The organism is Ideonella sp. (assembly GCF_041914305.1).
GTDB lineage: Bacteria > Pseudomonadota > Gammaproteobacteria > Burkholderiales > Burkholderiaceae_C > Ideonella.
Genome location: NZ_JAYSDQ010000027.1, coordinates 16,081 through 38,796, shown reverse-complemented (window position 1 = coordinate 38,796; position 22,716 = coordinate 16,081). Strand labels below are relative to the sequence as shown.

Below are 22,716 nucleotides of genomic sequence, written 5' to 3'. Positions count from 1 at the left end.
TGGTCGGCGCTTCAACCCTCGGTGACCGAGTCCCGCGTGCGTGGTGGTGCCGGCTGCAGCACGGGGGTGGTGGTGCGTGGCTGCGACAACCCGCCCAGCAGTTGCAGGGTGAATCCGCCATCGAGGTCTTCGGTGGCGCAAAAGGGCTCATGGGCCGGCAGGTCCTTGCTGAATTGCACACCGAAGTCTGCCGCCAGGCGTTGGTTGCCGGCCTCGCATTCGGCGAGCAGGCGGCGACGCTCGTCGCTACCCAGGATGTGCCGCAGCGGCGCCAGACCGGACTGGGTGAGCGAGTGCGCGGCCTGGATCAGGGTCAGCGGATCGTACGGGATCCGCTGGCGATTCATGCGGTTCATCAGCAGCGCCAATCGCATGTCGGGCGACGGGTTGTCACGCTCGATCGGCAGGTTCAGCGAGGGGTATCCGATCGCATGCGAGATGACCGCTTTCAGGGTGCTGCCACGCATGGCGCCGTCGAAATCGATCGCGGTGACCCGCGCCGGCAATGCGGCCCATCGAACCAGCATGGCGTGATAGTCCAGGCGGGCTCGGGTCCCCGGGGCGCGCGAGAAGGTCAGCAGCGGCCTGGGCTCTCGCCGAGCAGGCTCGCGCACGAACTGATTGAACAGCGACTCCACGAACAGGTCCTGCCGACGCAGAAAGCACAGCACCTGCACGTCGAAACGCTGGGTCAGCGGCGCGAAGAAGCGAACGATTCGGTCATCCGGCTCAGACAGACCCTCGTCGCTGATCAACATGTCCGAGGCAGCGCTGGCGTCGAACTCGCGACGCAGCATGTCCAGTTCGAGCAGTTGCTGCGCCGGATCGGCCGACGTCGCTGCCTGAAAGACAGAGCAGTGCTTGGGCAGATCCGGCCAAGGCGGGCGTCGCGTCGCAGGGTAAAGCAGGCCTTCTTGCAGAAGAGACTGGCGCGCTGATTCCAGCGCGCGCTGGATCGCGCTGGTGCCGGTCTTGTGCGTGCCAATGTGCAGGATCAGGCGTGGTCGCTTGGCGCTCATGGTGATCTCAGCTTGGTTCGGCGGCGCGTTCGACCGCGTCTGAGTGGCCAAGCGCGGGCGACGGCGATCCGGGGTCTGCCAACGCCGCCAGCCTGTCGCTCAGTGCGGCCACCTGTTGCCGCAAGTCATCGGTCTCTCGTTGTTGGGCGACGAACAACCTGATGGCCAACGCGGCCACCTCATCGGCGCTGGCACCACCGAAAAGAGCGGTCCGGTCGTCTTGATCGACGGGGGTGAACAGCGGCCGTCCGCCGAGGTACTCGGCGGCCACCCGCTGGTTGGCGCCGGCATAACGCTCGACGAGTGCATGGGCATCGGCGTTGGACAGAAGCTTGGACGCAGGTGCCGCGGCGAAATCGCTGACCCCGCGCAACGCACCCAGAAACGCAGCGCGACTGGGGTCGGCATCGGGCCAGCGATTGAACAGGTTCGCGAAACGGCAGGTTGCCGGGCTCAAGCGCCGCTGCGCTTGCCATGCCGGAGCGAAATCCGCCGTTGCCTCGATGCCAACCAGGCCGCAGAAGTCGTCGACGACGTTGGCGTTGGTCAAGGCTTCGCGCTCGAACGTGCGCACCTCGATGGCGTCGCGACCGAACGCCGTGGCCCAGTCGTCCAGGATGGCCGCGTAGTCGAACAGACCGAACCGGTGCTGTCGCTGCACGAACTCGTCGAACGTCAGCGCCGAGGCGGCGCGGCGCACAGGGGCCCTGGCCACCTGGTTGAACCAGGATTCGACCCACTGGTCCTGGCGGCGCAGGTAGACCACCACCTTGACCTCGAAGTCTGAAAGCATCTGCGCCACCCACCTGATCGCGCCCGTACGGCGATCAGACCGATGCTCGAAGAGGTGCCAGAACGTCTCTTCGCTGACGATGGCGGTGGGCTCGGGTTGGCCGTGAAGCGCCTTGAAGAAGGGTGCCCAAACGGGAGCGGCACGCCAATGATCCTCGCCCGCGGCGTGCAGGCTGTGCACCAGGAACCGATGCTGGATCCGGGCCACCTCGCCGGCCGGCATCATCGGGTACAGGATGCCCTGTTGTCGCAGCGCCTGTCTGTTCGTGTGCAGAAAGGTTTGCAGGCTGGTGCTGCCTGTCTTGGTTTGTCCAATGTGCAGATAGAGCTGTCTTGACATGGTGTCTGTGGGTCGGTTGGCCGTTGGCGACTGCCGTGGCGGATACCGCCCTGGTCAAAGCCGATACCGCCGGCCTTCACGGCGGCCGAACTGGGCGTAGTGAACGGCGGCGTCGATGCCGGTGCGGGCGACGTCGGCGTTCAGGGCGAGGTACTGGGCGGGGTCGAAATCCGGGGGCAGGGCCTGCGTCGACGCAGGGCGTGGGCGCTGGCGCGTTGGCGTCGTCCACAAGGCCTGCCACCAGGCTGACCAGCGGCCATGCCAGGCGGCGTGGCGTGATGATGCTGCGCGTTGGGCGCGGGCCGACGCGGGCGCCGCGGCTTCAGCCTGGCGCAGCCGGCTCAGCTGCGACAACTCACGCTCCAGCCGCTGCCTCAGTTCGCGGATCGGCACCGCCGGTGGCAGGGCAGCGGTCGGGCGCAGCGGCGTCTCGGGTGCCGTGGGCGCTTCGCGCGGCGCGAACGAGCCTTGGTAGAGGGCGTGGGTGGCGTTGGCATGGCGCGCCGCCACCTCGGCCCAGAACGGGGCCTGGCCCGACGCGGCCAGGCGCGCGCGCCAATGGGCTTGCAGGCCGCTGAACTCGGCCGTCAGGCGCTGCAGGCTCGCCAGGTAGCGTTGCATCAGCGCCAGCCGTTGCGGCGGGTCGCCCGGTGTCAGTTCGCGGTAGGTGCCGGCGCCGGGGTTGACCAGCACCACTGCGCGGTGCCGCCCGGCGTCGGCCTGGTAGCCGGGGTAGAGGAACGGGCGGATCAGCAGGCCGTTGGTGGCCGCGTCGCGCTCCAGCCGCTGGCGGTCGGCTTCGGGCAGCGTGGCCATGGGCGTGGCGGCGCAGGCCGGCAACGCGGCCAGGTAGTGGGTTTGGAAGGTCGGCGTCAGCAATGGGCCGTCGGTGTCGAGCAGTGCGTCGATCACGCGCAGGTACAGCGTGATGCCGTCGAGGTCGCCGATCGCGCCGTGCTCGGCCAGGCGCTGCTCGAACCAGCGCGACAGGTCGGCCGCGTCGCTCTCTGAGTGAGTCAGGTTGATCAGCACCGCGTGCAGGATGGCCATGTACTCCTGGCCATACGAGTGGCCGGGCTCGTGCCAGGCGGCCAGGTTGGGGTTGGTGATGACCTCGACACCGGCGGCCTGGGCCCGCAGCGAGTATTCGATGTCGTCGCCGCGCAGGAAGAAGGCCGCCGGCAGCCCGACGCGGCGCAGCACCGCGGTGGGCAGGCCGAAGAAGATGAAGGTCGCGTACTCGCAGTGGTTCAACGGGCTGAAGGCGTCGAGGTGCTCGAAGCCTTCCAGCGACAGCCCATGCTTCAGCAAGTGCGGCGACAGGTTGCGCCGGCGGCCGAATTCGCCGTGCTCATGAAAGTTCAGCCGGCCCCAGAAGCCGCCGTCTTCCCACACTTGGGCCGGGCGGCTCTTCATCAGGATCGGCAGGCTGGTGATGTGCTGGCGTGTGCGCAGCGTGCAGCCCAGCAGGTAGCGCGCCATCGATTCCATCGACACCACGCCGTCGTCGTCGAGGATCAGCACCTCGTCCGGCGCTTCGTCGGGTGCCGCGTCGCAGGCAGCCAGAAAATGATGGATCAGGTGGCTGGCATTGCCCCCGCCGCCCAGGTTCGGCCCGCTGAGCACGCGCAGGTTCAGGCCGTGGTCGGCGGCGTCGCGCCACAGGCCCTGGGCCCGGGGGCTGGCATCGAGCACCCAGAAATCCATGCTCGCCAGGGCGGCGCCGAGAAAGGCGTCGCCGGCCGCGGCGTCGGCCAGTCGCATCAGTTGCTGGCGCAGGTCCAGCGTGCGGCCGAAGGTGCGCATCAGCACAGCGAGCCGGGTCGATTCGCTCGGGCGTGTGCGCGTGCACCACGCGGCCTCGTGCAGGCGTGCGCCGTCGATCGCGTCCACGTGCCAGAACAGGCGGCTGTTTTGCGGCAACGCGTCGATCGCGCCGATGGGCAGCACCAGCCGGCCACGCTCGGCGGTTTCGAGGCGGGTTTCGCGCAGCACCTGCGCCGGCTTGCCGAGCGAGGCGCACATCACCCGCACGCGCAGGCTGCCCTGCGCATCGATCACCAGCGCCAGCTCGCGCACCGCCGTGAGGCGGGCCCAGGGCTCGACGTAGAAGCTGTTGCGCAAGGTGCCGCTGCCCAGCCAGTCGTCGGCACGCAGGTCGATAGGCCCTTGCGGGTTCTGCCAGGCCACGCCGTCGCTGGCCGCGAGGTACAGCGACGGTGCGCCGAGCATCGAGCGGTCCAACGCCTGCAGGCGATACAGGTCGGCGCCGGCGTGGTGCCAGGGGGATGCAAGGGGCAGACGATGGGGCGGGGGCACGCGACAGCAGGCGCGTTGCGACCGAGAGGTGGCAACGCGCATCGAAAGAGTTGAAGCCGGCCGCGATCTTGGCTGCGGTCGATGACGGTTTCGCGTCAGCCCGGCACCAAAAAGCGATGTCGGCTGCCATCGCACTGTCATGACGCGCCACTACGCTGCGCCGCTTCATGCTGTCCACCCTGTCCATCGCGCCGGATGTCGGCGACGCGTTCCTGCGCGCCGCCGAGGCCGCGCATCAGGTCGGCTCGCCGCAGCAGTTCTTCGTCTGGTTGCGGCTGCACTTCTACCGCTTCCTACCGCACGACCTGGCCCTGATGCGGATCGACGCCGGCCGCCACGGCGGCCGTCAGGCCCATGTGCTGAACTGCGTGCCGCTGCCCAAGGGGGTGGAGGACGAACTGGCCGATGCCGGCACGCGCTTGTGGGCCGCGCTGGCAGAGGCCTGGTCGCAGGCCGGCGAACGGGCCGTGCAGGTCGACCTGCGCTCGCCGCCGTTCGCCGCCATCGGTCCGGCGCAGCAGTTGAGCGACAGTGGTTTCGACCACGCGCTGGTGCATGCGCTGCGCCACTTCAGTGGCCAGGGCGAAGAGGTGCTGGTGGCCTTTTTTCGCCAGCGGGCCGACGACGCCCCGATGGGCGACAACGCGCGTTGCGCGCTCGACCTGTGGATGCCCTATCTGCGCTTTGCGCTGTCGCGCGTGTATGGCGGTGGGGCGGGGGCGGTCGACGCACGCTCGCGTGGCCGCGGGGAGGGTCCGGGCGCCAAGCCGCTGACCGACCGCGAGCTGCAGGTGCTGTCGGCCGTGCGCGAGGCCAAGGCCAATGCGCAGATCGCGGTGATGCTGGGCATCAGCCCGCTGACGGTGAAGAACCACCTGCGCAGCATCCAGAAGAAGCTCGGCGCCCGCAACCGCGCGCATGCGGTGGCCGAGGCGATGTCGCGTCGCCTCATCAACTAATTGGTTAGGGCCTGTATCGCCGAGGCGGTTTGGATCGTGTCGCCAGCCGCAGATGACAGTTGTGCGGGGTCGCATGGCCCATTGGCACGGTGCGTGGGGGGCGCATCACCCACACGGGCGTCACTGCCCGTCGCGATAGTGCCGCCAGTTCGCCGCACGCGGTGCAACTGACCGACAAACCCTTCCCTGGAGTCAAACATGAAAGTTCGCCTGATTGCCCTGGCCGCGCTGGCCGCCGCCGGCAGCGCCCAAGCGCTCACCCCCGCTCAGATCGATGCCGCCCGCACGGCCGGCACGCTGAAAGAGGTCTACATCGCCGGCGCTTCGGCCCAGCGTCTGTTCCTGGGCGCCTGGTTCCAGGAGCAGTGCACCCCGGCCAGCTTCGACGTGTTCTTCAACGGCACCGGCAGCGCCCCGGCCGGCAGCAGCTACCGCGCCTATTCGTGCAACCTGAAGAAGAAGGTCGGCAACTGGAACACCGGCACGCCGGTGCTGCTGGTCAAGCGTGACCTGGGCGGCTCGTTCCAGGGTGTGAACCCGATCGCCACCGGCACCGCGCAAGACCTGATGGTCGTCGACGGCAGCTGCACCGCCACCGGCAACCCGTCGCCGGCCACCGACATCCTGGTGCCGAGCTTCGCCTGCAACGGCGTGGCCGCCCGCGTGGCCGATGCCGGCCTGTCGGACGTCGAGCCCGCACTGTTCCAGAAGGCGGCCAACCTGCCGGCCCCGCAGCTCCCGGTGGATACGAAGAACCTCGACTCGAAGGCCTTCAACCAGACCATCATGGGCGTGGCGGTCAACAAGAAGCTCTACCGTGCGCTGCAAGAAGCCCAAGGCCTGATCCCGGCCGGCGGTGTGCTCGACGACAACCCGGTGAAGATGCCGACGCTGTCGCGCACCTTCGTTTCGGCCGCCCTGTCCGGCCAGTTGACCGGCAGCTCGGCCGACAAGCGCGGCTGGAACCTGGTCGTGCCGACCAGCGTCGACGCCGGCGTGCTGGGCAAGCAGGTCAACGTCTGCCGCCGCAACATCGGCTCGGGCACCCAGGCCAGCTTCAACGTCGAGTTCCTGAACGCCGGTTGCGGCGCGGGCACCGCCGTCTACGCGCCGGTCGGTCAGACCGTCGGCACGAAGAACTCCACCGTGCTCGCCTCGCCGGCCCTGGCCGAGAACGGCACGCTGGCCTGGAACCTGGCCACCGGCTCGGGTAGCGTCGAAACCTGCCTCGGCACGACGGTCGAGAACCTGGGCGGCACCGCCTACGCGATCGGCATGCTGAGCCGCGAGAACACCCCGCTGCCGACCGGCCTGGGCATCGACAAGGGCTACCGCTTCGTCAAGCTCGACGGCCAATCGCCCTCGCGCGACAACGCCAAGCAAGGCGACTACAAGTTCGTCTACAACGCCACGATGCAGTGGAACAAGGTCGTGCTGACCGACGCCGACATCAAGTCGTTCCTGATCGCCCTGCGCGCCAACGGCGGCAAGGCCAGCGCGCTGAACATCGCCGACGTCGACACCCAGCAAGGCGTGTTGTCGGCACCCTCCACCTACGCCGGCGCCTACGACGACCTGACCGACCCGGTCACGCTGAAGTTCGCCTCGCGCATGGACCGCAACGTGGCGGCCAGCTGCTCGCCGATGCGCATGGTGAAGTAACCCTCAGAGGTCGTTGGGACGGGCCGGCGCCAGCCGGCCCAACAGAACGGGGGCGGGCGCCGACCACGGTGCCCGCCCTCACCACATTCGCCCCAAGGTTCGCATGAGCTCCCGCATCTTGATCGTCGGCGCCGGCCTGTATGGCGCCACCTGCGCGCGTGAGCTGCACGACGCCGGCCACCGCGTCCACGTGATCGAGCAGCGCGCCCAGCCGGGCGGCAACTGCGCCACCCGCTACGTGCCCGAGGCCGACTGCCACGAGCACCTGCACGGCGCCCACATCTTCCACACCGACAGCGAGCGCATCTGGAGCTGGGTCAACCGCTTCGCGCGCTTCAATGCCTACGTCAACCGCGTCAAGGTGCGGCATGGCGACGGGCTCTACAGCTTCCCGATCAACCTGTTCACGCTGTACCAGGTGTTCGGCGCACGCACGCCCGACGAGGCACGCGCCGCGCTGGCGCGCGAGCGCCAGCCGATCGCCGAGCCGGCCAACCTCGAAGAGCACTGCCTGGCCACCGTCGGGCCGACGCTGTACCGCCTGTTCATCGAGGGCTACACGCGCAAGCAATGGGGCTGCCACCCGAGCGAGCTGCCGGCCGAGATCATCAAGCGCATCCCGGTGCGGCTGGATTTCAACGACAACTACTTCAACGACCGCTGGCAGGGCATCCCGATCGGGGGTTATGCCGCCTTGTTCGACCGGTTGCTGGCGGGCATTCGGGTCGATTTCGGGGTCGACTTCCTGCGTGACCGCGCGCACTGGCTGGCGCGCTACGACCAGGTCATCTACACCGGCCCGATCGATGCCTTCTTCGACCACGCCCACGGCCGGCTCGAATACCGCTCGCTGCGCTTCGAGCGTGAGCTGCTGCCGGTGGCCGACTTCCAGGGCAATGCGGTCGTCAACTACACCGAGGCCGCGGTGCCCTACACCCGCATCATCGAACACCGCCACTTCGACCTGCCCAGCCCCGGCCGCAACGAGCGGGCGAGCCACACGCTGATCACGCGCGAATACCCGGCCGCCGGGGACGCCGGCGCCGAGCCCTACTACCCGGTGGCCACCGCGGCCAACCGGGCCCGCTTCGAGCGTTACCGCGCGCTGGCCGATGCGCTGGCGCCGCAGGTGCATTTCGGCGGCCGGCTGGCCGAGTACCGCTACTACGACATGCACCAGGTGATCGGGGCCGCGCTGGCCCATGTGCAGCGCACCTTGCAAGGCCAATGTCACCGAACTGACGCACTGACCCCGTCGGCATGAGCCGTTCGGACCATGCGATCGGGCGGGCCGCGTCACCCCGCCTGACGAACATCACGCCCGTGAACCGTTCCGTTGTCTTCCCCCTGTTGTTGGCCGCGCTGTTGTCGGCGGCTGTTGCACCCCGTGCCGCAGAGACGGCCTCACCGGCGCCATCGCCCGAGTCGGCCGATTCGCCCAATCCCGCGGCGCCCGGTTTCGATCTGCTCGAACTGCAGGTCGAAGGCAACACCGTGCTGCCGGTCTCTGCGATCGAGGCGGCCGTCGAGCCACACCTGGGCCCGGGCAAGGGCATGGCGGGTGTCGAGGCTGCGCGCACCGCGCTCGAAGCCGTCTACCAGAAGGCCGGCTACCTGACGGTGCTCGTCGACGTGCCCGAGCAGCGGGTCGAGGGCGGCGTGGTGCGGCTGGCGGTGATCGAAGGGCGCGTGGGTGGCCTGTATGTGCTGGGCTCGCGCTACCACGACCAGGGCTACATCCGAGCCAAGGTGAATGCGCTGCAGCCCGGCACCGTGCCGGACTTCAACCAGGTGCAGGCCCAGCTCGGCGAGGTCAACCGCGGCGACGATCGCCGCGTGCAGCCGGTGCTCAAGCCCGGCCGCCTGCCCGGCACGGTGGACGTGGAACTGCAGGTCGACGACAAGCTGCCGCTGTCCGGCTCGATCGAGGTTCACAACCAGCATTCGGCGGCCACCGAGCCGTGGCGCGCGGTGGCCACGCTGCGCTACGACAACCTGTTCCAGCTCGACCATGCGCTGTCGTTGACCTTCATCACGGCGCCGGTCGCGCCGGCGCAGTCGCGGGTGCTGGTGGCCAACTACCTGATCGCCGACACCGAGGCCGAGAACGCGGGCGACAGCTGGAACCTGTCGTTGACCCTGTCCGACAGCGACCTCGAAACGCTCGGTGGCACGCAGGTGCTGGGCCGCGGCACCACGCTCGGCCTGCGCCGTGCTCGCGCGTTCGCTCGCCGCGGCGGCGAGCGCACCGGCGTGCTGACCTGGGGCGCCGACCTGAAGCTGCTGCGCGAGCGCACGGTGTTCGGCGCCGACGCGATCTCCACGCCGCTGCGCTACCTGCCGTTCCAGCTGGCCTACAGCGACCAGGCCACCGACGGCGACCTGCGCTGGCAGTGGAACGCGGGCCTGACCGCCGCCGCGCGGGCCTTGCTGCAACGCGACGTCGACTGCCCGCTGGCCAGCGGCGGCAGTGGGCCGCAAGACCAGTTCGCGTGCAAGCGCAAGGGCGGTGACGGCAGCTTCCTGATCGGCCGCTTCGACCTTCGCCTGCAGCAGCCAGTGGGCAGCGGCAGCCTGATGGGCCGGCTCGGCGCACAAGCCGCCTCGGGTGCGCTGGTCAGTGCCGAGCAATACGCGATCGGCGGTGCCGAGACGGTGCGCGGCTACTTCGAAAGCGAGGCCACCGGCGACCACGGCTGGCTCGGCTCGCTCGAGTGGCGCGTGGCCAACTTGTCGTCCAGCGGCACGCCGGGCCTGCGCGACCTGTCGCCGCTGCTGTTCGTCGATGCGGGCCGTGTCTACACGGTCGACGCCGCGGCCGGCCAGCCGCCGGTGCAGTCGCTGGCGGGCGCCGGGCTCGGCCTGCGCGTGGCCGGCGGCGATGCCCACGCCAGCATCGAAGGTGGCCTGGACATCGGCTGGCCGCTGCGCGCCAGCCCCAACAGCGCGCTCGGCGAGCGGCATCTGCATGCCCGCCTGGTGGCGCGTTTCTGACAACTCTTCATCCGTTTCAGACCATGGCCCCCCGTCACACGCTGCCCAACCGCCCGCACCCCACGCTGCAGGCGCGCCTGACCCCGCTGGTGGCCGCGCTGGCCGCCTGCTGGCCGCTGTGGGTGGCTGGTGCCACCCGACCGCCGGCGCCGAACGCGGTGCCGGTGCCCACGGCCGGCTGGCGGGTCTATGGCAACGGCAGCGCCGCGCCGGTCAACACGCCGAACGGGCAGGGCGGCATCGACCAGAAGATCCGTCAGGACAGCCAGCGCGCCATCTACCAGTGGCAGAGCTTCGACATCGGCGCCAGCAGCAGCGTCACCTTCGACATGGCGCTGAAGAACTCGAGCGCGCTCAACCGCGTGCTGGGCAGCACCGCGCCGTCGCAAATCTTCGGCAAGCTCAGCGCCACCAACGGCGGCGAGATCTACCTGATCAACGCCAACGGCATCTTGTTCGGCCGCGGCGCGCAGGTGAACACCGGCTCGCTGGTCGCCTCGGCGCTGAACCTGAGCGACAGCGAATACCTCTCGGGCCTGACCAACAGCCTGCTGTACGACAAGACCAAGCCAGCTTTCCAGTACGACGGCGCGGCGGCCGATTTCGTCGACAGCAAGAACTTCGTTCGCGTCGACGAAGGCGCCACGATCACCACCACCAACGGCGGCCGCGTGTTCCTCTTCGCCAAGCGGGTCGAGAACGCGGGCCAGATCAGCACCCCGGGCGGGCAGACGATGTTGGCGGGCGGGGGCCAGGTCTACCTGCAGCCGCCGAGCGACCAGGCGGCGTTGTACGCCTCGGAGGCCAACCCCGAGGTGCCGACGCTGCGTGGCCTGCTGGTCGAGGTGGGCGCCGGCCCGGCCGGTGCGCCCGAGGGCGCGCATGGCAGCGTGGTCAACCAGGCCAGCGGCCGCATCGACACGCCGCGCGGCAACGCCACGCTGGTGGCGATGGCGGTCAACCAGATGGGCCGCATCAGCGCCACCACGAGCGTGACCGAGAACGGCTCGATCATCCTGCGCGCGCAGGGCGATGCGAAGTCGCGCAACGAGGGCGTGCGCGCGACCGAAGCCGGCGCCCTGGTGCTGGGCGCCGGCAGCCAGACGACGATCGCGCCGGACGACGGCGCCGCCGGCAACGGCGGCAAGCCGCTGACCAGCGACGGCAACGCGACCTTCGTCAACCCGCGCATCGACCTGGCCGGCGCCAGCGTGTTGCTCGACACCGGCGCGCAGGTCGTGGCGCCGGGCGCCACGGTCGACGTGCGGGCCGAAGCGACACCCAGCTACCAGGCCTACGCCAACCGTGTCTTCGACCACGACGCCGGCGACGCCTCGCGCATCGTGCTGGGCGACGGCGCGCTGATCGACGTGTCGGGCACCACCACCGCCACCGACAGCGTGTCGCGCTTCTTCGTCACCACCGGGCTGCTGGGCAGCAACGACCTGAAGGACGCGCCGCTGCAGAAAGACGGCCTGCTCTACCGCAGCCGGGTCACCGTCGACGTGCGCGACGACTCGTTGATCCTCGGCAGCCTGGAGGGTTACCGCGACGGCCTGCAGCAGACGATCGACGAGCGCTTGTCGGCCGGGGGCCAGGTGCGGCTGACGGCCGGCAGCGGCGTGCTGACGCATGCGAATTCGCGCATCGACGTGTCCGGCGGCCAGGTGGCCTACACCGCGGCCGAGGTGCGCGAGACCCAGCTGATCGGCGCCAACGGCCAGGTGGCCGACCTGAACCACGCGGCGGCCGACCAGGTCTACACCTCGGCGCTGAACCTGCAAAAGGGCAGCGCGGCCGGCTTCGACCGCTGGGGCGTGAAGGTCAACTTCGGCAGCCTGACCCCGACCCACCACGAAGAAGGTTATGTCGAAGGCCGGGCGGCCGGCGGCGTGCACGTCGTCGCGCCGACGGTGGTGCTGCAGGGTGCGCTCGACGCCCACGTCACCCAAGGCACGCGCCAGCAGCAGGGCGACGACGCGCAGGCCGGGCGCGGCCAGTTCAGCGTCGGCGCGGTCACCCAGGGCGGGCAGGACTTCACCCGCGGCAACCACAGCGGCGACGCGGTGCTGCGCTTCTTCAACGTCAGCACACAAGGGCCGCAGGTTGACGAGACGCAGCTGTGGGCCGATGCGATGGCGGCCATGCTGCCGGCCGCGTCGGGCATGCAGCGCGACACGCTGGTCGACGCCGGTTTCGGCGAAGTCGCCATCGCGGCGAACGGCAATGTGTCGGTGCTCGGTCAATCGGCGAACGCGGCGCTGGACCTCGGCGACAAGGCCACGCTTCGGCTGCTGTCGAGCAAGGGCGACACGGTGCTGGGGGGGCAGACGCGCAGCGCCGGTGGCCAGGTCGAGCTGAACAGCAAGCTCGGCCAGGCGGTGTTGGCCGATGGTGCGGCCGTGCAGTTGCAAGGCCGCTTCATCAATGCGATGCAGGACGGGCCGCGCGACAGCTCGGCGATCGTCGGTGGCAGTTTCTCGGCCGCCGGCGGCACCGGTGTCCAGCTCGGCACCGGCAGCCTGGTCGATGTGTCGGGTGGTGCGCTGGTGGACAGCGCGGGGCTGCTCAGCGGCGGCAACGCCGGCAGCATCAGCCTGGCGCATACCGCAGCGCTGTCCGGCGACACGCCGGGCCTGGTGCTGCAGGGCGAGTTGCGTGGCCAGTCGCTGGCCACCGGCGGCAGCCTGAGCCTGACCGCGCCCGAGATCCAGCTCGGTGCCGGCAGCAGCGCGGCCGGCGTCGTGGCCATCGACCCGGCGCTGCTGCAGCAGGGCGGGTTCAGCAGCTATGTGCTGGACGGCCGGCGCGAGCTGCAGGTGGCCGCCGGCAGCCGCACCACGCTGCGGCGCGACGAGTGGCTGGCCGATCCGCGCGCGGCGGTTCTCGCGGCCAGCGGCAGCGACTGGCAGACCTTGGCCAGCGCCGGCCCGATGGCCGGTGCGGTGCCGGCCGCGGTCAGCTTGAGCCTGCGCTCGTCGGGCACCGATGCCAACACCGGCCGCCTGGTGGTGCAGCAAGGTGCCGTGATCGAGGCGCCGGCGCTGTCCACATTGAGCTTGTCGGCGCAGAACCAGCTGCTGGTCGACGGCCAGCTGAGCACGGCCGGCGGCAAGGTGGCGTTGTCGATCAATGCGCGCCAGCAGGCGGTGCCGGGCCAGGCCTCCGAGACCATGCTGTGGCTGGGCGCGCACAGCCGCATCGATGTGTCCGGCACGGCGCTGATCGCGCCGGGCACCAATGGGCTGCGCCAGGGCCAGGTGCTCAATGGCGGCAGCATCACGCTCGCCGCCAAGGGCGCGGCGGCGACCGAGCCGGTGCTGGTGATGCAGCAGGGCGCCGAGCTGGTGGCCCATGGTGCCAGCGCCGTGCTGGACCGCAGCGAGCTGACCGAAGGCGGCGTGCGCTGGGTCCATGGGCCGGTCGACAGCAATGGTGGCACGGTCGCGATCGAAGCCAACCGGGCGCTGGTGAGCGAAGGCCACATCGACCTGCACGCCGGCGGCACGCGTGGCCAAGGCGGCACGCTGAGCGTGAACCTGACGGCCGAGCCGACGGCGGAGACCGGGTCGGCCGAAAACGCCAGGCGCGAGCTGCGCATTGCCGGCGGCCCGACCGAAAAGACCGGCGGCCTGGCGCTGGGCGACACCGCCGGCATCGCCGACCTGACCGACATCGCGTCGATCTCCACCGCCACGATTCGCGCGTCGGGAGCGGCGAACCTGGTGCTCGGCGCGCGGGACACGCTGCGCTTTCTCGAAGGCGCCGACATTGACATGCCCGGCACGCTGACGCTGGCCTCGCGCGCGCTCGCGGTGCAGCCGGGCCAGGCGATCCATCTCGCCGGCGGCCAGGTGCAGTTGCAAGGCGTTCGTGTGCCGACCGGCACCGCGGCGCCGACCCCGGTGGCGCGCGAAGGCGATGCGACGCTCGACATCCGTTCGCGCGACGGCCTGCTTGTCTCTGGCCACTGGGTCACCCAAGGGCTGGAGCGCCTGTCGCTGCAGGCCGACGGCGACCTGATGCTGCACGGCGTGAATGCCACGGCGCTGCAGGGCAGCCTGACCACGGCCGGTGACCTCGCGCTGAGCGCGCGCCAGCTCTACCCCGGCACGCAAACCGACTTTCGCATCGACGCGACCGGCCACGACGTGACGATCGCCGGCCAGGGTGGTGATGCGTCGGGCATCGCCACGCCCTTGTCGGCCGGCGGCAAGCTCACCATCGCCGCGGCGACCATCACCCAGGGCGGTGTCGTGCGCGCACCGCAAGGCCAGATCGTGCTGCAGGGCAGCCAGGCGGTGACGCTGGCCGAAGGCAGCCAGACCTCGGTCTCGGCCGCCGGCCTGGTGCTGCCCTATGGCGACAGCGCCGGCGGCCGCTGGGTGGCGCCGGACGGCCACGTGCTCACCGCACCGCCGGGCAAGCGCATCGACATCGAATCTCCCAGTGTCGACGTGGCCACCGGCGCCAGCCTGGACCTGCGCGGCGGTGGTGACCTCGTGGCCTACGAATTCGTGCCGGGCCGGGGCGGCTCGACCGATGTCTTTGCCGGTGGCAACGGGGCCTACGCGCTGGTGCCGAGCGTGAAGGGTGCCGCCTTGTTCGACCCGACGCTGGCGGGTTCCGCCGACTTCGGCCGCCAGATCGAGATCGGCGCCGGGGCACCGGTGCCCCCCGGCACCTACACCCTGCTGCCGGCGCGTTATGCCTTGCAGCCGGGGGCGTTCCTCGTCGAGCCGGTGAAGGCCAGCACGCCGCTGTCGATGAACACCGCAGTGGCGCAGGTCGACGGCTCGGTCTGGGTCGGCGCGCGCTTGTCGACCGCGGGCACGGCGCTCGCCGATGCGCAGGCCAGCACCTGGAAGATCAGCACCCGTGCGCTCGCGCGCCAGCGGTCGGAGATTCGCGAAACCTCGGCCAACACCGTGTTCAGCGAACAGGCGGCGCAGCAGGGCGTGACCACGCCCGAGCGGCCGATGGACGCCGGCACGCTGGCACTGGCCACCACCCGCGCCCGCCTGGACGGCGAGATTGCGATGGCCGGTGCCGGCGCTACGGCAGGCTCAGCTGCCGGGCGAGGCGGGCGCGCCGAGTTCACCGCCGGCGAGGTGGTGGTCGGCGAGCCGGCCGGGGGCGTGGCCGACGAGGCCTTGCACCTGAGCGTGGCGACACTGAACCAGCTGGGCGCCGAGACGCTGGTGATCGGCGCCCGCAGCGGTGCGAGCACAGACACTGGCACGGCCTTGGCGGTCGGCGCCGAGCGTGTCACGGTCGCCACCGGCGGCCAGGCGCTGGTGGTGCCCGACCTGGTGCTCGCCGCACACGAACGCGTCGACGTCGAGGCTGGCTCGGTGCTGCGGGCCACGGCGTCGACCACCGAGGCCGCGGCCTACACGATCGAGGGCGATGGCGCCGCGTTGCGCCTGGCCGCCGCGCCGGGCGCGAGCCTGCAGCGCCAGGGCGCCACCTTGTCTCGCGGTGCACTGGAGATCGGCGCCGGTGCGAAGCTGGACGCCGCGGGTGGCAGCCTGGTGCTCGATGCCACGCAAGACACCAAGATCGCCGGCTCGGCCCGCCTGGCCGCCAGCGAGCTGACATTGGGCGCACCGACGATCACCATCGGTGGTCCGGTGGGTGGCCCCGGTGTGTTGTCGCTGACCCCGGGTTTGCTCAACCAAGTCAGCCAGGCCGACGAGCTGACCTTGCACGCCTACCGCTTCATCAACCTCAAAGAGGGCGCGGTGCTGGGCGAGGGGGCGGATGGTGCGCCGACGCTGGACCGCCTGGTGCTCGACACGCCGACGCTGCGGGCCACCGAGGCCGGCGGCGCAGGCGCGCGCATCACCGCCGGCGAGATCACGCTGGCCAACAGCTCGGGCCTGGCCGGCGGCCCGGCGCATGCCGGCGGTGGCCAGCTGACCCTGCATGCCTCGACGGCGGCCGGCGGCAGCGGCGACATCCGGCTCGGCGAAGGGCGGGTCGTGGTGCAAGACGCGGCGAGCCTGACGCTCGACGCCGACCATGCGATCGCGCTGGCGGGCCGCGACGGTACGCTGGCCACTGGCGGCGACATGGCGCTGCAGTCGCGCGCGGTCGTGGCCGAGTTGGCCGGTGCCGGCGCCGCGCTGCAAGCGGGTGGCTTGCTGAGCATCGCCGCGTCGGCAGACCCGGTGGCGCCGCCCTCGGCCTTGGGCGCGTCGCTGCAGATCGACGCGGGGCAGATCCGACATGACGGGCGCATCGTGCTGCCGTCTGGCGCAGTCAGCCTCGATGCGCGTGATGGCATCACGCTGGGCGCGGCCAGCCGCATCGACGTGGCCGGGCGCCACGTCGCGGTCGGCGAGGCCTCGGTCGACCTGGGCGGCGGCCAGGTGTCGCTGGTGACCCAGGCCGGCAACGTGACCATGCAAGGTGGCCTCGTCAACGTGTCGGGTGCGGGCGCCGCAGCAGGCGGCCGCATCGAGCTGGCGGCGCCGCAAGGCACCGTGCAGGTACTGGGTCAGCTGCGTGGCACGAGCACCGGCTCGCAAGGCGCCGAGCTGGCGATCGACAGCGGCGCGCCGATCGACCTGGCCGCACTGGCGCGGCACATCGACGAGGCCGACCCGGCCAGCTTCGGTGGCGCGATCCGCGTGCACCAGCGCAGCGGTGACCTCGAGGTCGGCCCGCAAACGCAGCTGGCGGCGCGTGAGATCGAACTCTCCACCGACGGTGGTGTGCTCACGGTGCGCGGCACCTTGGACGTCCGGGGCGCAGACGGTGGCCGCATCGCGCTCGCAGCGCAAGGCGCGCTGACGCTGGCGCCGGGCGCCGGCTTGCTCGCGTCGGCCCAGGCGGCCGACGGCGACGGTGGCCGTGTCGAGCTGGCGTCGACCCAGGGCACGCTGCAGCTGCAGGCCGGCAGCCGCGTCGACGTGGCGGCCGGCGCGCAAGGCGGCGATGCCGGGCGCGTGCTGCTGCGCGCTGCGCGGCTGGGGGTCAGCGAGGCGAACCCGGGCGGTGCCGGTGTCGACATTGCGCCGTTGCGGGCCGACATCCACGGCGCGGGCCGCGTCGATGTCGAAGCCGTCAAGGTCTACGACGGCATCACCACCGTCACCGATTACGCGGCGCCGGCGCCGGGCACCTTGCTGGTCGGCACGCTCGCTGCCGATGGCCGGGACTTCGTCGGCGCCCAGGGCGGCAAGGCGAGCTTGCTGGCCGAACGCCTGGCCGACGGCAACGACGGGCTGCAATCGGCCTTGCGCATCCATGCCGCCGCCGAGGTGCGCAGCGACGGCGACCTCGACCTGACAATGCTCGGTGGCGCGTGGACGGCGCCGAGCGAACGCGCCGACATCATGCTGGCCGGCGGCGACGTGAGCGCCGTGGGTGACAGCACGATCACCTTGCGCGCCGCGGGCGAGCTGCGGGTGCGCTCGTCGATCGATGCCGGCTTCCACTGGAGCGGGCGCAGCACCGCCGGTGGCTCGCTGCGCTTCGTCGCCGGGGCCGACCTGCACGCGGCATCGGCCAGCGCGACGCAACGCGACAGCAGCGCCGATCTGCTGATCGGCCGCGACGACCACGGCATCAAGGACGTGCGCGTGCGCACGACCACCGGCGACGTCACGCTGGCCGCTGCCGGCGACGTGAACCTGGTGCAAGGGCGGGCGAGGGTCTACAGCAGCGGCGTGGTGGTGGCCGACGACGCGGCGCAGGCGGTGCGGACGCAGCTGTTTCTGGCCGATGCGTTCCGCGCCGACGGGGGCGACATCCGCGTGCGGGCGGGCGAGGCGGTGCGCTCGCGCTCGGTCGTGCTCGACAGCTTCGCGTCGTACTACAACGAGTCGCACCTGCTGGGGGCGCACCCGAACGGCTGGTCGCGCATCGAGCAGCGCGGTGGTGTCGTCTACTGGGACGCGAAGCCCGACGACTACGCCGCCGGCCTGCAGCACGGCGTGGCCTCGTTCGGCGGCGGGCGGGTCGACGTGAGTGCCGGCACCGACGTGCAGGGCCTGACCGCGGCGTCGCCGTCGAGCGGCTTTCTCGATGCCGATGGCGCGCACCAGTACGGTGGTGGCAGTGTGCGCGTGACGGCGGGGCGCGACGTGGTCGGCGGCATCGTGCAGGCCGGTGGCCGCGCGCTGAGCGTGCAGGCCGGGCGCGATGTGGCGTGGGCCGAGAACCCGGCACTGGCCGAGGTCGGCGCAACGACACCCGGGCTGCTGCTGGCGCACGAGAACACCGAGGTGCAGGTCAACGCGCGGCGCGACCTGACGCTGGGTGCCGATGTCAGCAGCCATGCGCTGAACGGCCGCTGGGTCAGCGGGCTGGACGGTGAGGCCTCGCTGTCATTGCGCGCTGCCGGTGGCCAGCTGAGCTACCGCGCCGACGCCGAGCCCGACACCTACGACAACTCGGCCGGCGACTCGCTCACCGTCAACCTGCTGCCGAGCCAGGTGCTGATGGCGGCGCCATCGGGGGCGATGACGCTGGGCGGCGGCAACGCCGCGGCCCCAATCATCCAGCAGGCCGAGAACCCGGCCGCCCGGCTGGACCTGCTGGCCGCGCAGGACCTGGCGCTGCGCACCGACCTGCAGCTCAACGCGAGCTGGTCCCAAGGCGTGGCCTACCACGACGACAGCGGCCAGGACCCGCAAAGCCTGAACGGCCAGGGCCTGCCCGGCAGCGCCTGGCTGGCACTGGCCTACGCCGACCTGCAGCGCGGCGACGGCGCCGGCCTGGACCGCAGCGACCGCACGCCCGCGCGCCTGGTGTCGGCCACTGGCGATGTCGAGGTGCAAGGCGCGATCCGGTCGGCACGGCCGCTGCGCCTGCTGGCCGCGGGCGACATTGCGTTCACCGGCACCAACACCAACTCGGGCGTCGAGGTGCAGCACCAGGCGGTGCGGCTGGACGGCGGCGAACCCGGCGCGGCCAGCAGCGAGCTGAGCCTGCTGCAGGCGGGCCGTGACATCAGCTTCGGCCAGGCGGCGCTGCGTATCGCCGGCCCAGGCGACCTGGTGCTGCTGGCTGGCCGCGACATCGACCTGGGACGCGGCGCCGGGGTGCAGGCGGTGGGCAACGTCGACAACGCCACGCGCCTGGCCGAAGGCAGCAGCCGATTGACCCTGGTGGCCGGCTTGCGCGCCGACGGTGCCGACTACATGGCGGCCACGCGCCGGGGCTTCGCGGTGCTGGGCGCCGCGGCGCTGGCGGCCCGGGCCGGCGATGTCTACGCCATGCTCAGCGCTGCCGACGGCCAGGTGCCGCCGCTGGGCAGCGCCGAGGCCAAGGCCTTTGATGCGCTGGACGGCGCGGCGCAGCTCGACCAGGTGAAAAGCCTGCTCGGCACGGCGGCGTACGACGCCGGCATCGCGCGCTACGTCCGCGGCCTGGTCGGCCACGCCGGCGACACCGACGCGCAGGCGCTGCAGGCGTTCGCCACCTTGTCTGACGTGAAGCGGGCCGCGGCACCGGGCGTGTTGTTGGCCGATGCTTTCGGCCAGCAAGACGCGGCCAGGCGGCTGCCGTTCGTGGCGGCCGTGGCGCGGGCCGACAGCCCGGCCAAAGGCCAGGCGCTGATCGACTTCATGCAGGCCCAGACCGGCCAGGCGCTGGCCCTCGACGCGGCGCTGACGGCCTTCGAGCAGTTGCCGATCGAGCGCCAGCTGCTGCGCCTGAACGAGGTGCTGGTCGATGAGGTGCGCACCCATGGCCGCGAGGCGGTGGCGGCGCGGCTGGCGGCCGACAAGGAGGCTGCGTACGACCGCGGTTATGCGGCGATCAATGCGCTGTTCCCGGTCGACCCGTTGGGCCGGCCGGGCGGCGAGATTCGCCTGCCAACCACGCAGGCCCGCACGCTGCAGGGCTCGGGCATCACGCTGCTGGCGCCGGGTGGTGCGGTGAACGCCGGCGAGACCGGCAGCAGCACGAAGCCGCCGAGCGAGCTGGGCATCGTTACCGTGGCCGGCGGGGGCATTGCCGGCATCGCCCGCGACGACATCCTCGTCAACCAGTCGCGCATCTTCACGCTGGCGCAAGGCGACATCCTGCTGTGGTCGTCGACCGGCGATGTCGACGCGGGCCGTGGCGCGAAGACGGTGGTCGGCGCGCCGGCGCCGGTCTACCGGTTGGACGCCAACGGCCGCATCGTCGTCGACACCAGCGGCTCGTTCAGCGGCAGCGGCATCGCGGTGCTCGATGCCAAGAGCGCACTCGACCTGTATGCGCCGGCCGGTGCGATCGACGCCGGCGAGGCCGGCATCCGCGCGCTCGGCTCGGTCACGCTGGGCGCCGACGTGGTGCGCGGCGCCGACGACATCGTCGGGGGCTCGGTGGCCGGTGCGCCGCCGGCCGCGCCGACGGTGGGGGTGACCGCGGGCCTGGCCAAGGCCGCCGACGCGGCGACCAGCGCCACCCGCAGCGGCGACGACGACGAAGACGAGCGCCGCCGCAGGCGCCGCGCCCGCCGCCAGCTGTTGCTGGAGTTCCTTGGTTTCGGCCAGGGCTGATTTTTCGACCGACGAGAACGAACGACATGCTTCGCCAACTGCTGATCACGCTTGCCGCCACCGCGGCGTTTGCCACCCCGGCCCACGCCTGGTGGAACGACGCCTGGACGACCCGCACCCGGGTCGTGCTCGACACCACCGACAAGGGCCTCGCCTTGCCCAATGCAGCGGCCGACGTGGTGGTGCCGGTGCGGCTGCATTCGGGCAACTTCGATTTTGGTGCAGCCGCGGCCGACGGCGCCGACCTGCGGGTGGTCGGCGCCGACGACAAGACGCCGCTGCCGTTCGAGATCGAGCGCTTCGACGGTATCAACGAGCTGGCGGTGTTGTGGGTGCGGGTGCCGTCGGTGGCGCAAGGCAGCGACAAGAACGTGCTGCACGTCTACGCCGGCAACGACAAGGCGCCGCCCGAAGCCCGCACGGCGGTGTTTGCCAACAGCCATGCCACGGTGCTGCATTTCAGCGAAGCTGACGGCCCGGCGCTGGACGTGGCCGGTGGCCCGGCCGGCAGCATGCCGGCGGTGCGCGAGGCCAACGGCCTGCTCGGCGGGGCTGCGCGCTTGGCCGGCACGCCGCTGAGCTTTCCGCCGCACCCGAAGCTGGTGCTGGCGCCCAACAGCGGCTTGACGATCGCGCTGTGGGTCAGGCCCGATGCGCCGGCCGAGTCGTCGACATTGGTGGCGCTGGGCCCGGTCAAGCTGTTGCGCTCGCTCGACCAGGTCGAGGCCCGCGTCGGCGACGAGAAGCTGGCCGGTGCGGCGCTGCCGGCATCGGCGTGGTCGCACGTGGTGTTGACGGTGGGCGGCGGCAAGGCGCAGCTCTACATCAACGGCAAGCCGGCGGCACAGGCCGACGTGTTGCTGCCGGCCGCGACGGCACCGGCGCTGGTGCTGGGCGAAGGCTACAAGGGCCTGATCGACGAGGTGCAGCTGCTGCCGGCAGCGCGTGATGCGGGCTGGGTGCGGCTGGCGGCGGCGGCGCAGGGCATGGAGGCGTCGTTCATCAAGAGCCAGAAGGAAGGCGAGGCCGCGGGCAGTGAGGGTGAGGGCGGCGGCTACTTCGGCATCCTGCTGAAGAACCTGACCACCGATGCGTGGGTGGTGATTGGCATCTTGCTCGTGATGTTCGCGATCGCCGCGGTGGTGATGGTCACCAAGGCGCAGTTGGTGTCGCGCGTGGGCCGCGCGAACGACCGTTTCCTCGACCGCTTCCGCGCCGACCTGTCGGGCCAGGCCCTGGTGAAGGACGCGGGCGACTACCTGCACTCGACGCTGTACCGCCTGTACCAGACCGGCGAGGCCGAGATTGCGAAGCGGCGGGCCAAGGGCATGCAGACCTTGTCGGGCGCGTCGCTGGACGCCATCAAGGCGACGCTGGACGCCGTGCAGGTGCGCGAGAACCACGCGCTGAATGCCCGCATGGTGCTGTTGACGATCGCGATCTCGGGCGGCCCATTCCTCGGCCTGCTCGGCACGGTGGTCGGCGTGATGATCACCTTCGCCGCCATCGCCGCGGCCGGTGACGTGAACGTCAACGCGATCGCCCCCGGCATCGCCGCGGCGCTGCTGGCCACGGTGGCCGGCCTGGGCGTCGCGATCCCGGCGCTGTTTGGCTACAACTGGCTGGCCTCGCGCATCAAGACGATCTCGGCCGACATGCAGATCTTCGTCGACGAGTTCGTCACGCGGGCCGCGGAGCTGCACGGAAGCTGACATGGCCGCCGACATCCGCGGGGCCAACGAGCCCTACGACGACATCAACATCACGCCGATGCTGGACCTGGCGTATGTGCTGCTGGTGACCTTCATCATCCTGACCACCGCGTCGGTGCAGGGCGTCAAGGTCAACTCGCCGCGCACGACCGCCGCCAACCAACTGGCCAAGCCGCAGACGCGTGCGGTGACGATCACCCGCGACGGCGCGATCTACCTCGATGCCTATCCGGTGACGCTGGACGAACTGGAACAGCGCCTGGGCAGCTACAAGGCCGCCAACCCCGCGCTGCCGGTGGTGCTGAAGGCCGATGCGCACACCCAGTACCAGAAGGTCACCGAGGTGCTCGAGGTGGCCAAGAGGCTCGACCTGACCGAGATCGGCCTGGTGACCCAGCGCGAGACGGTGGAGTAGCCGGC

Annotated in this window: 10 protein-coding genes; 7 read left to right on the top strand and 3 right to left on the bottom strand. The window is 71.1% G+C overall.

Translation table 11 applies throughout. The features are described 5' to 3' along the window. Positions 1-11: 11 nt before the first annotated feature. The 3 genes from ACE3SG_RS26615 to ACE3SG_RS26605 are packed head-to-tail and all read right to left on the bottom strand — an operon-like array spanning position 12 to position 4,470. Positions 12-1,019, bottom strand: coding sequence for a hypothetical protein (locus ACE3SG_RS26615; RefSeq protein WP_374569279.1), 1,008 nt, complete (start codon positions 1,017-1,019; stop codon positions 12-14). Between the two features lie 7 nt (positions 1,020-1,026). After that, positions 1,027-2,151, bottom strand: coding sequence for a hypothetical protein (locus tag ACE3SG_RS26610; RefSeq protein ID WP_374569278.1), 1,125 nt, complete (start codon positions 2,149-2,151; stop codon positions 1,027-1,029). A 54-nt stretch (positions 2,152-2,205) separates the two neighbouring features. Beyond that, positions 2,206-4,470 (bottom strand): hypothetical protein, encoded by a 2,265-nt coding sequence (locus tag ACE3SG_RS26605; protein ID WP_374569277.1) that lies wholly within the window; start codon positions 4,468-4,470, stop codon positions 2,206-2,208. A gap of 167 nt (positions 4,471-4,637) precedes the next feature. Here ACE3SG_RS26605 and ACE3SG_RS26600 point away from each other — a divergent pair, with 167 nt between their 5' ends. The 7 genes from ACE3SG_RS26600 (at position 4,638) to ACE3SG_RS26570 (ending at position 22,711) form a co-directional block, all read left to right on the top strand. Next, positions 4,638-5,429: a LuxR C-terminal-related transcriptional regulator gene (locus ACE3SG_RS26600; RefSeq protein WP_374569276.1), complete on the top strand. Its 792-nt coding sequence runs from the start codon at positions 4,638-4,640 to the stop codon at positions 5,427-5,429. Between the two features lie 198 nt (positions 5,430-5,627). After that, positions 5,628-7,091 carry a hypothetical protein gene (locus ACE3SG_RS26595; RefSeq protein WP_374569275.1) on the top strand — a complete coding sequence of 488 codons (1,464 nt, stop codon included), beginning with the start codon at positions 5,628-5,630 and terminating at the stop codon, positions 7,089-7,091. 103 nt (positions 7,092-7,194) lie between these two features. Then, complete coding sequence (gene glf / locus ACE3SG_RS26590; RefSeq protein WP_374569274.1) at positions 7,195-8,355, top strand: UDP-galactopyranose mutase; 1,161 nt, start codon at positions 7,195-7,197, stop codon at positions 8,353-8,355. 59 nt (positions 8,356-8,414) lie between these two features. Further along, complete coding sequence (locus ACE3SG_RS26585; RefSeq protein ID WP_374569273.1) at positions 8,415-10,085, top strand: ShlB/FhaC/HecB family hemolysin secretion/activation protein; 1,671 nt, start codon at positions 8,415-8,417, stop codon at positions 10,083-10,085. Between the two features lie 23 nt (positions 10,086-10,108). Continuing rightward, positions 10,109-20,584 (top strand): filamentous haemagglutinin family protein, encoded by a 10,476-nt coding sequence (locus tag ACE3SG_RS26580; RefSeq protein ID WP_374569272.1) that lies wholly within the window; start codon positions 10,109-10,111, stop codon positions 20,582-20,584. A gap of 26 nt (positions 20,585-20,610) precedes the next feature. After that, positions 20,611-22,296, top strand: a complete 1,686-nt coding sequence (locus tag ACE3SG_RS26575; RefSeq protein WP_374569271.1) for a DUF2341 domain-containing protein — start codon at positions 20,611-20,613, stop codon at positions 22,294-22,296. A 1-nt stretch (position 22,297) separates the two neighbouring features. Beyond that, positions 22,298-22,711, top strand: coding sequence for an ExbD/TolR family protein (locus ACE3SG_RS26570; protein ID WP_374569270.1), 414 nt, complete (start codon positions 22,298-22,300; stop codon positions 22,709-22,711). Positions 22,712-22,716 lie beyond the last annotated feature (5 nt).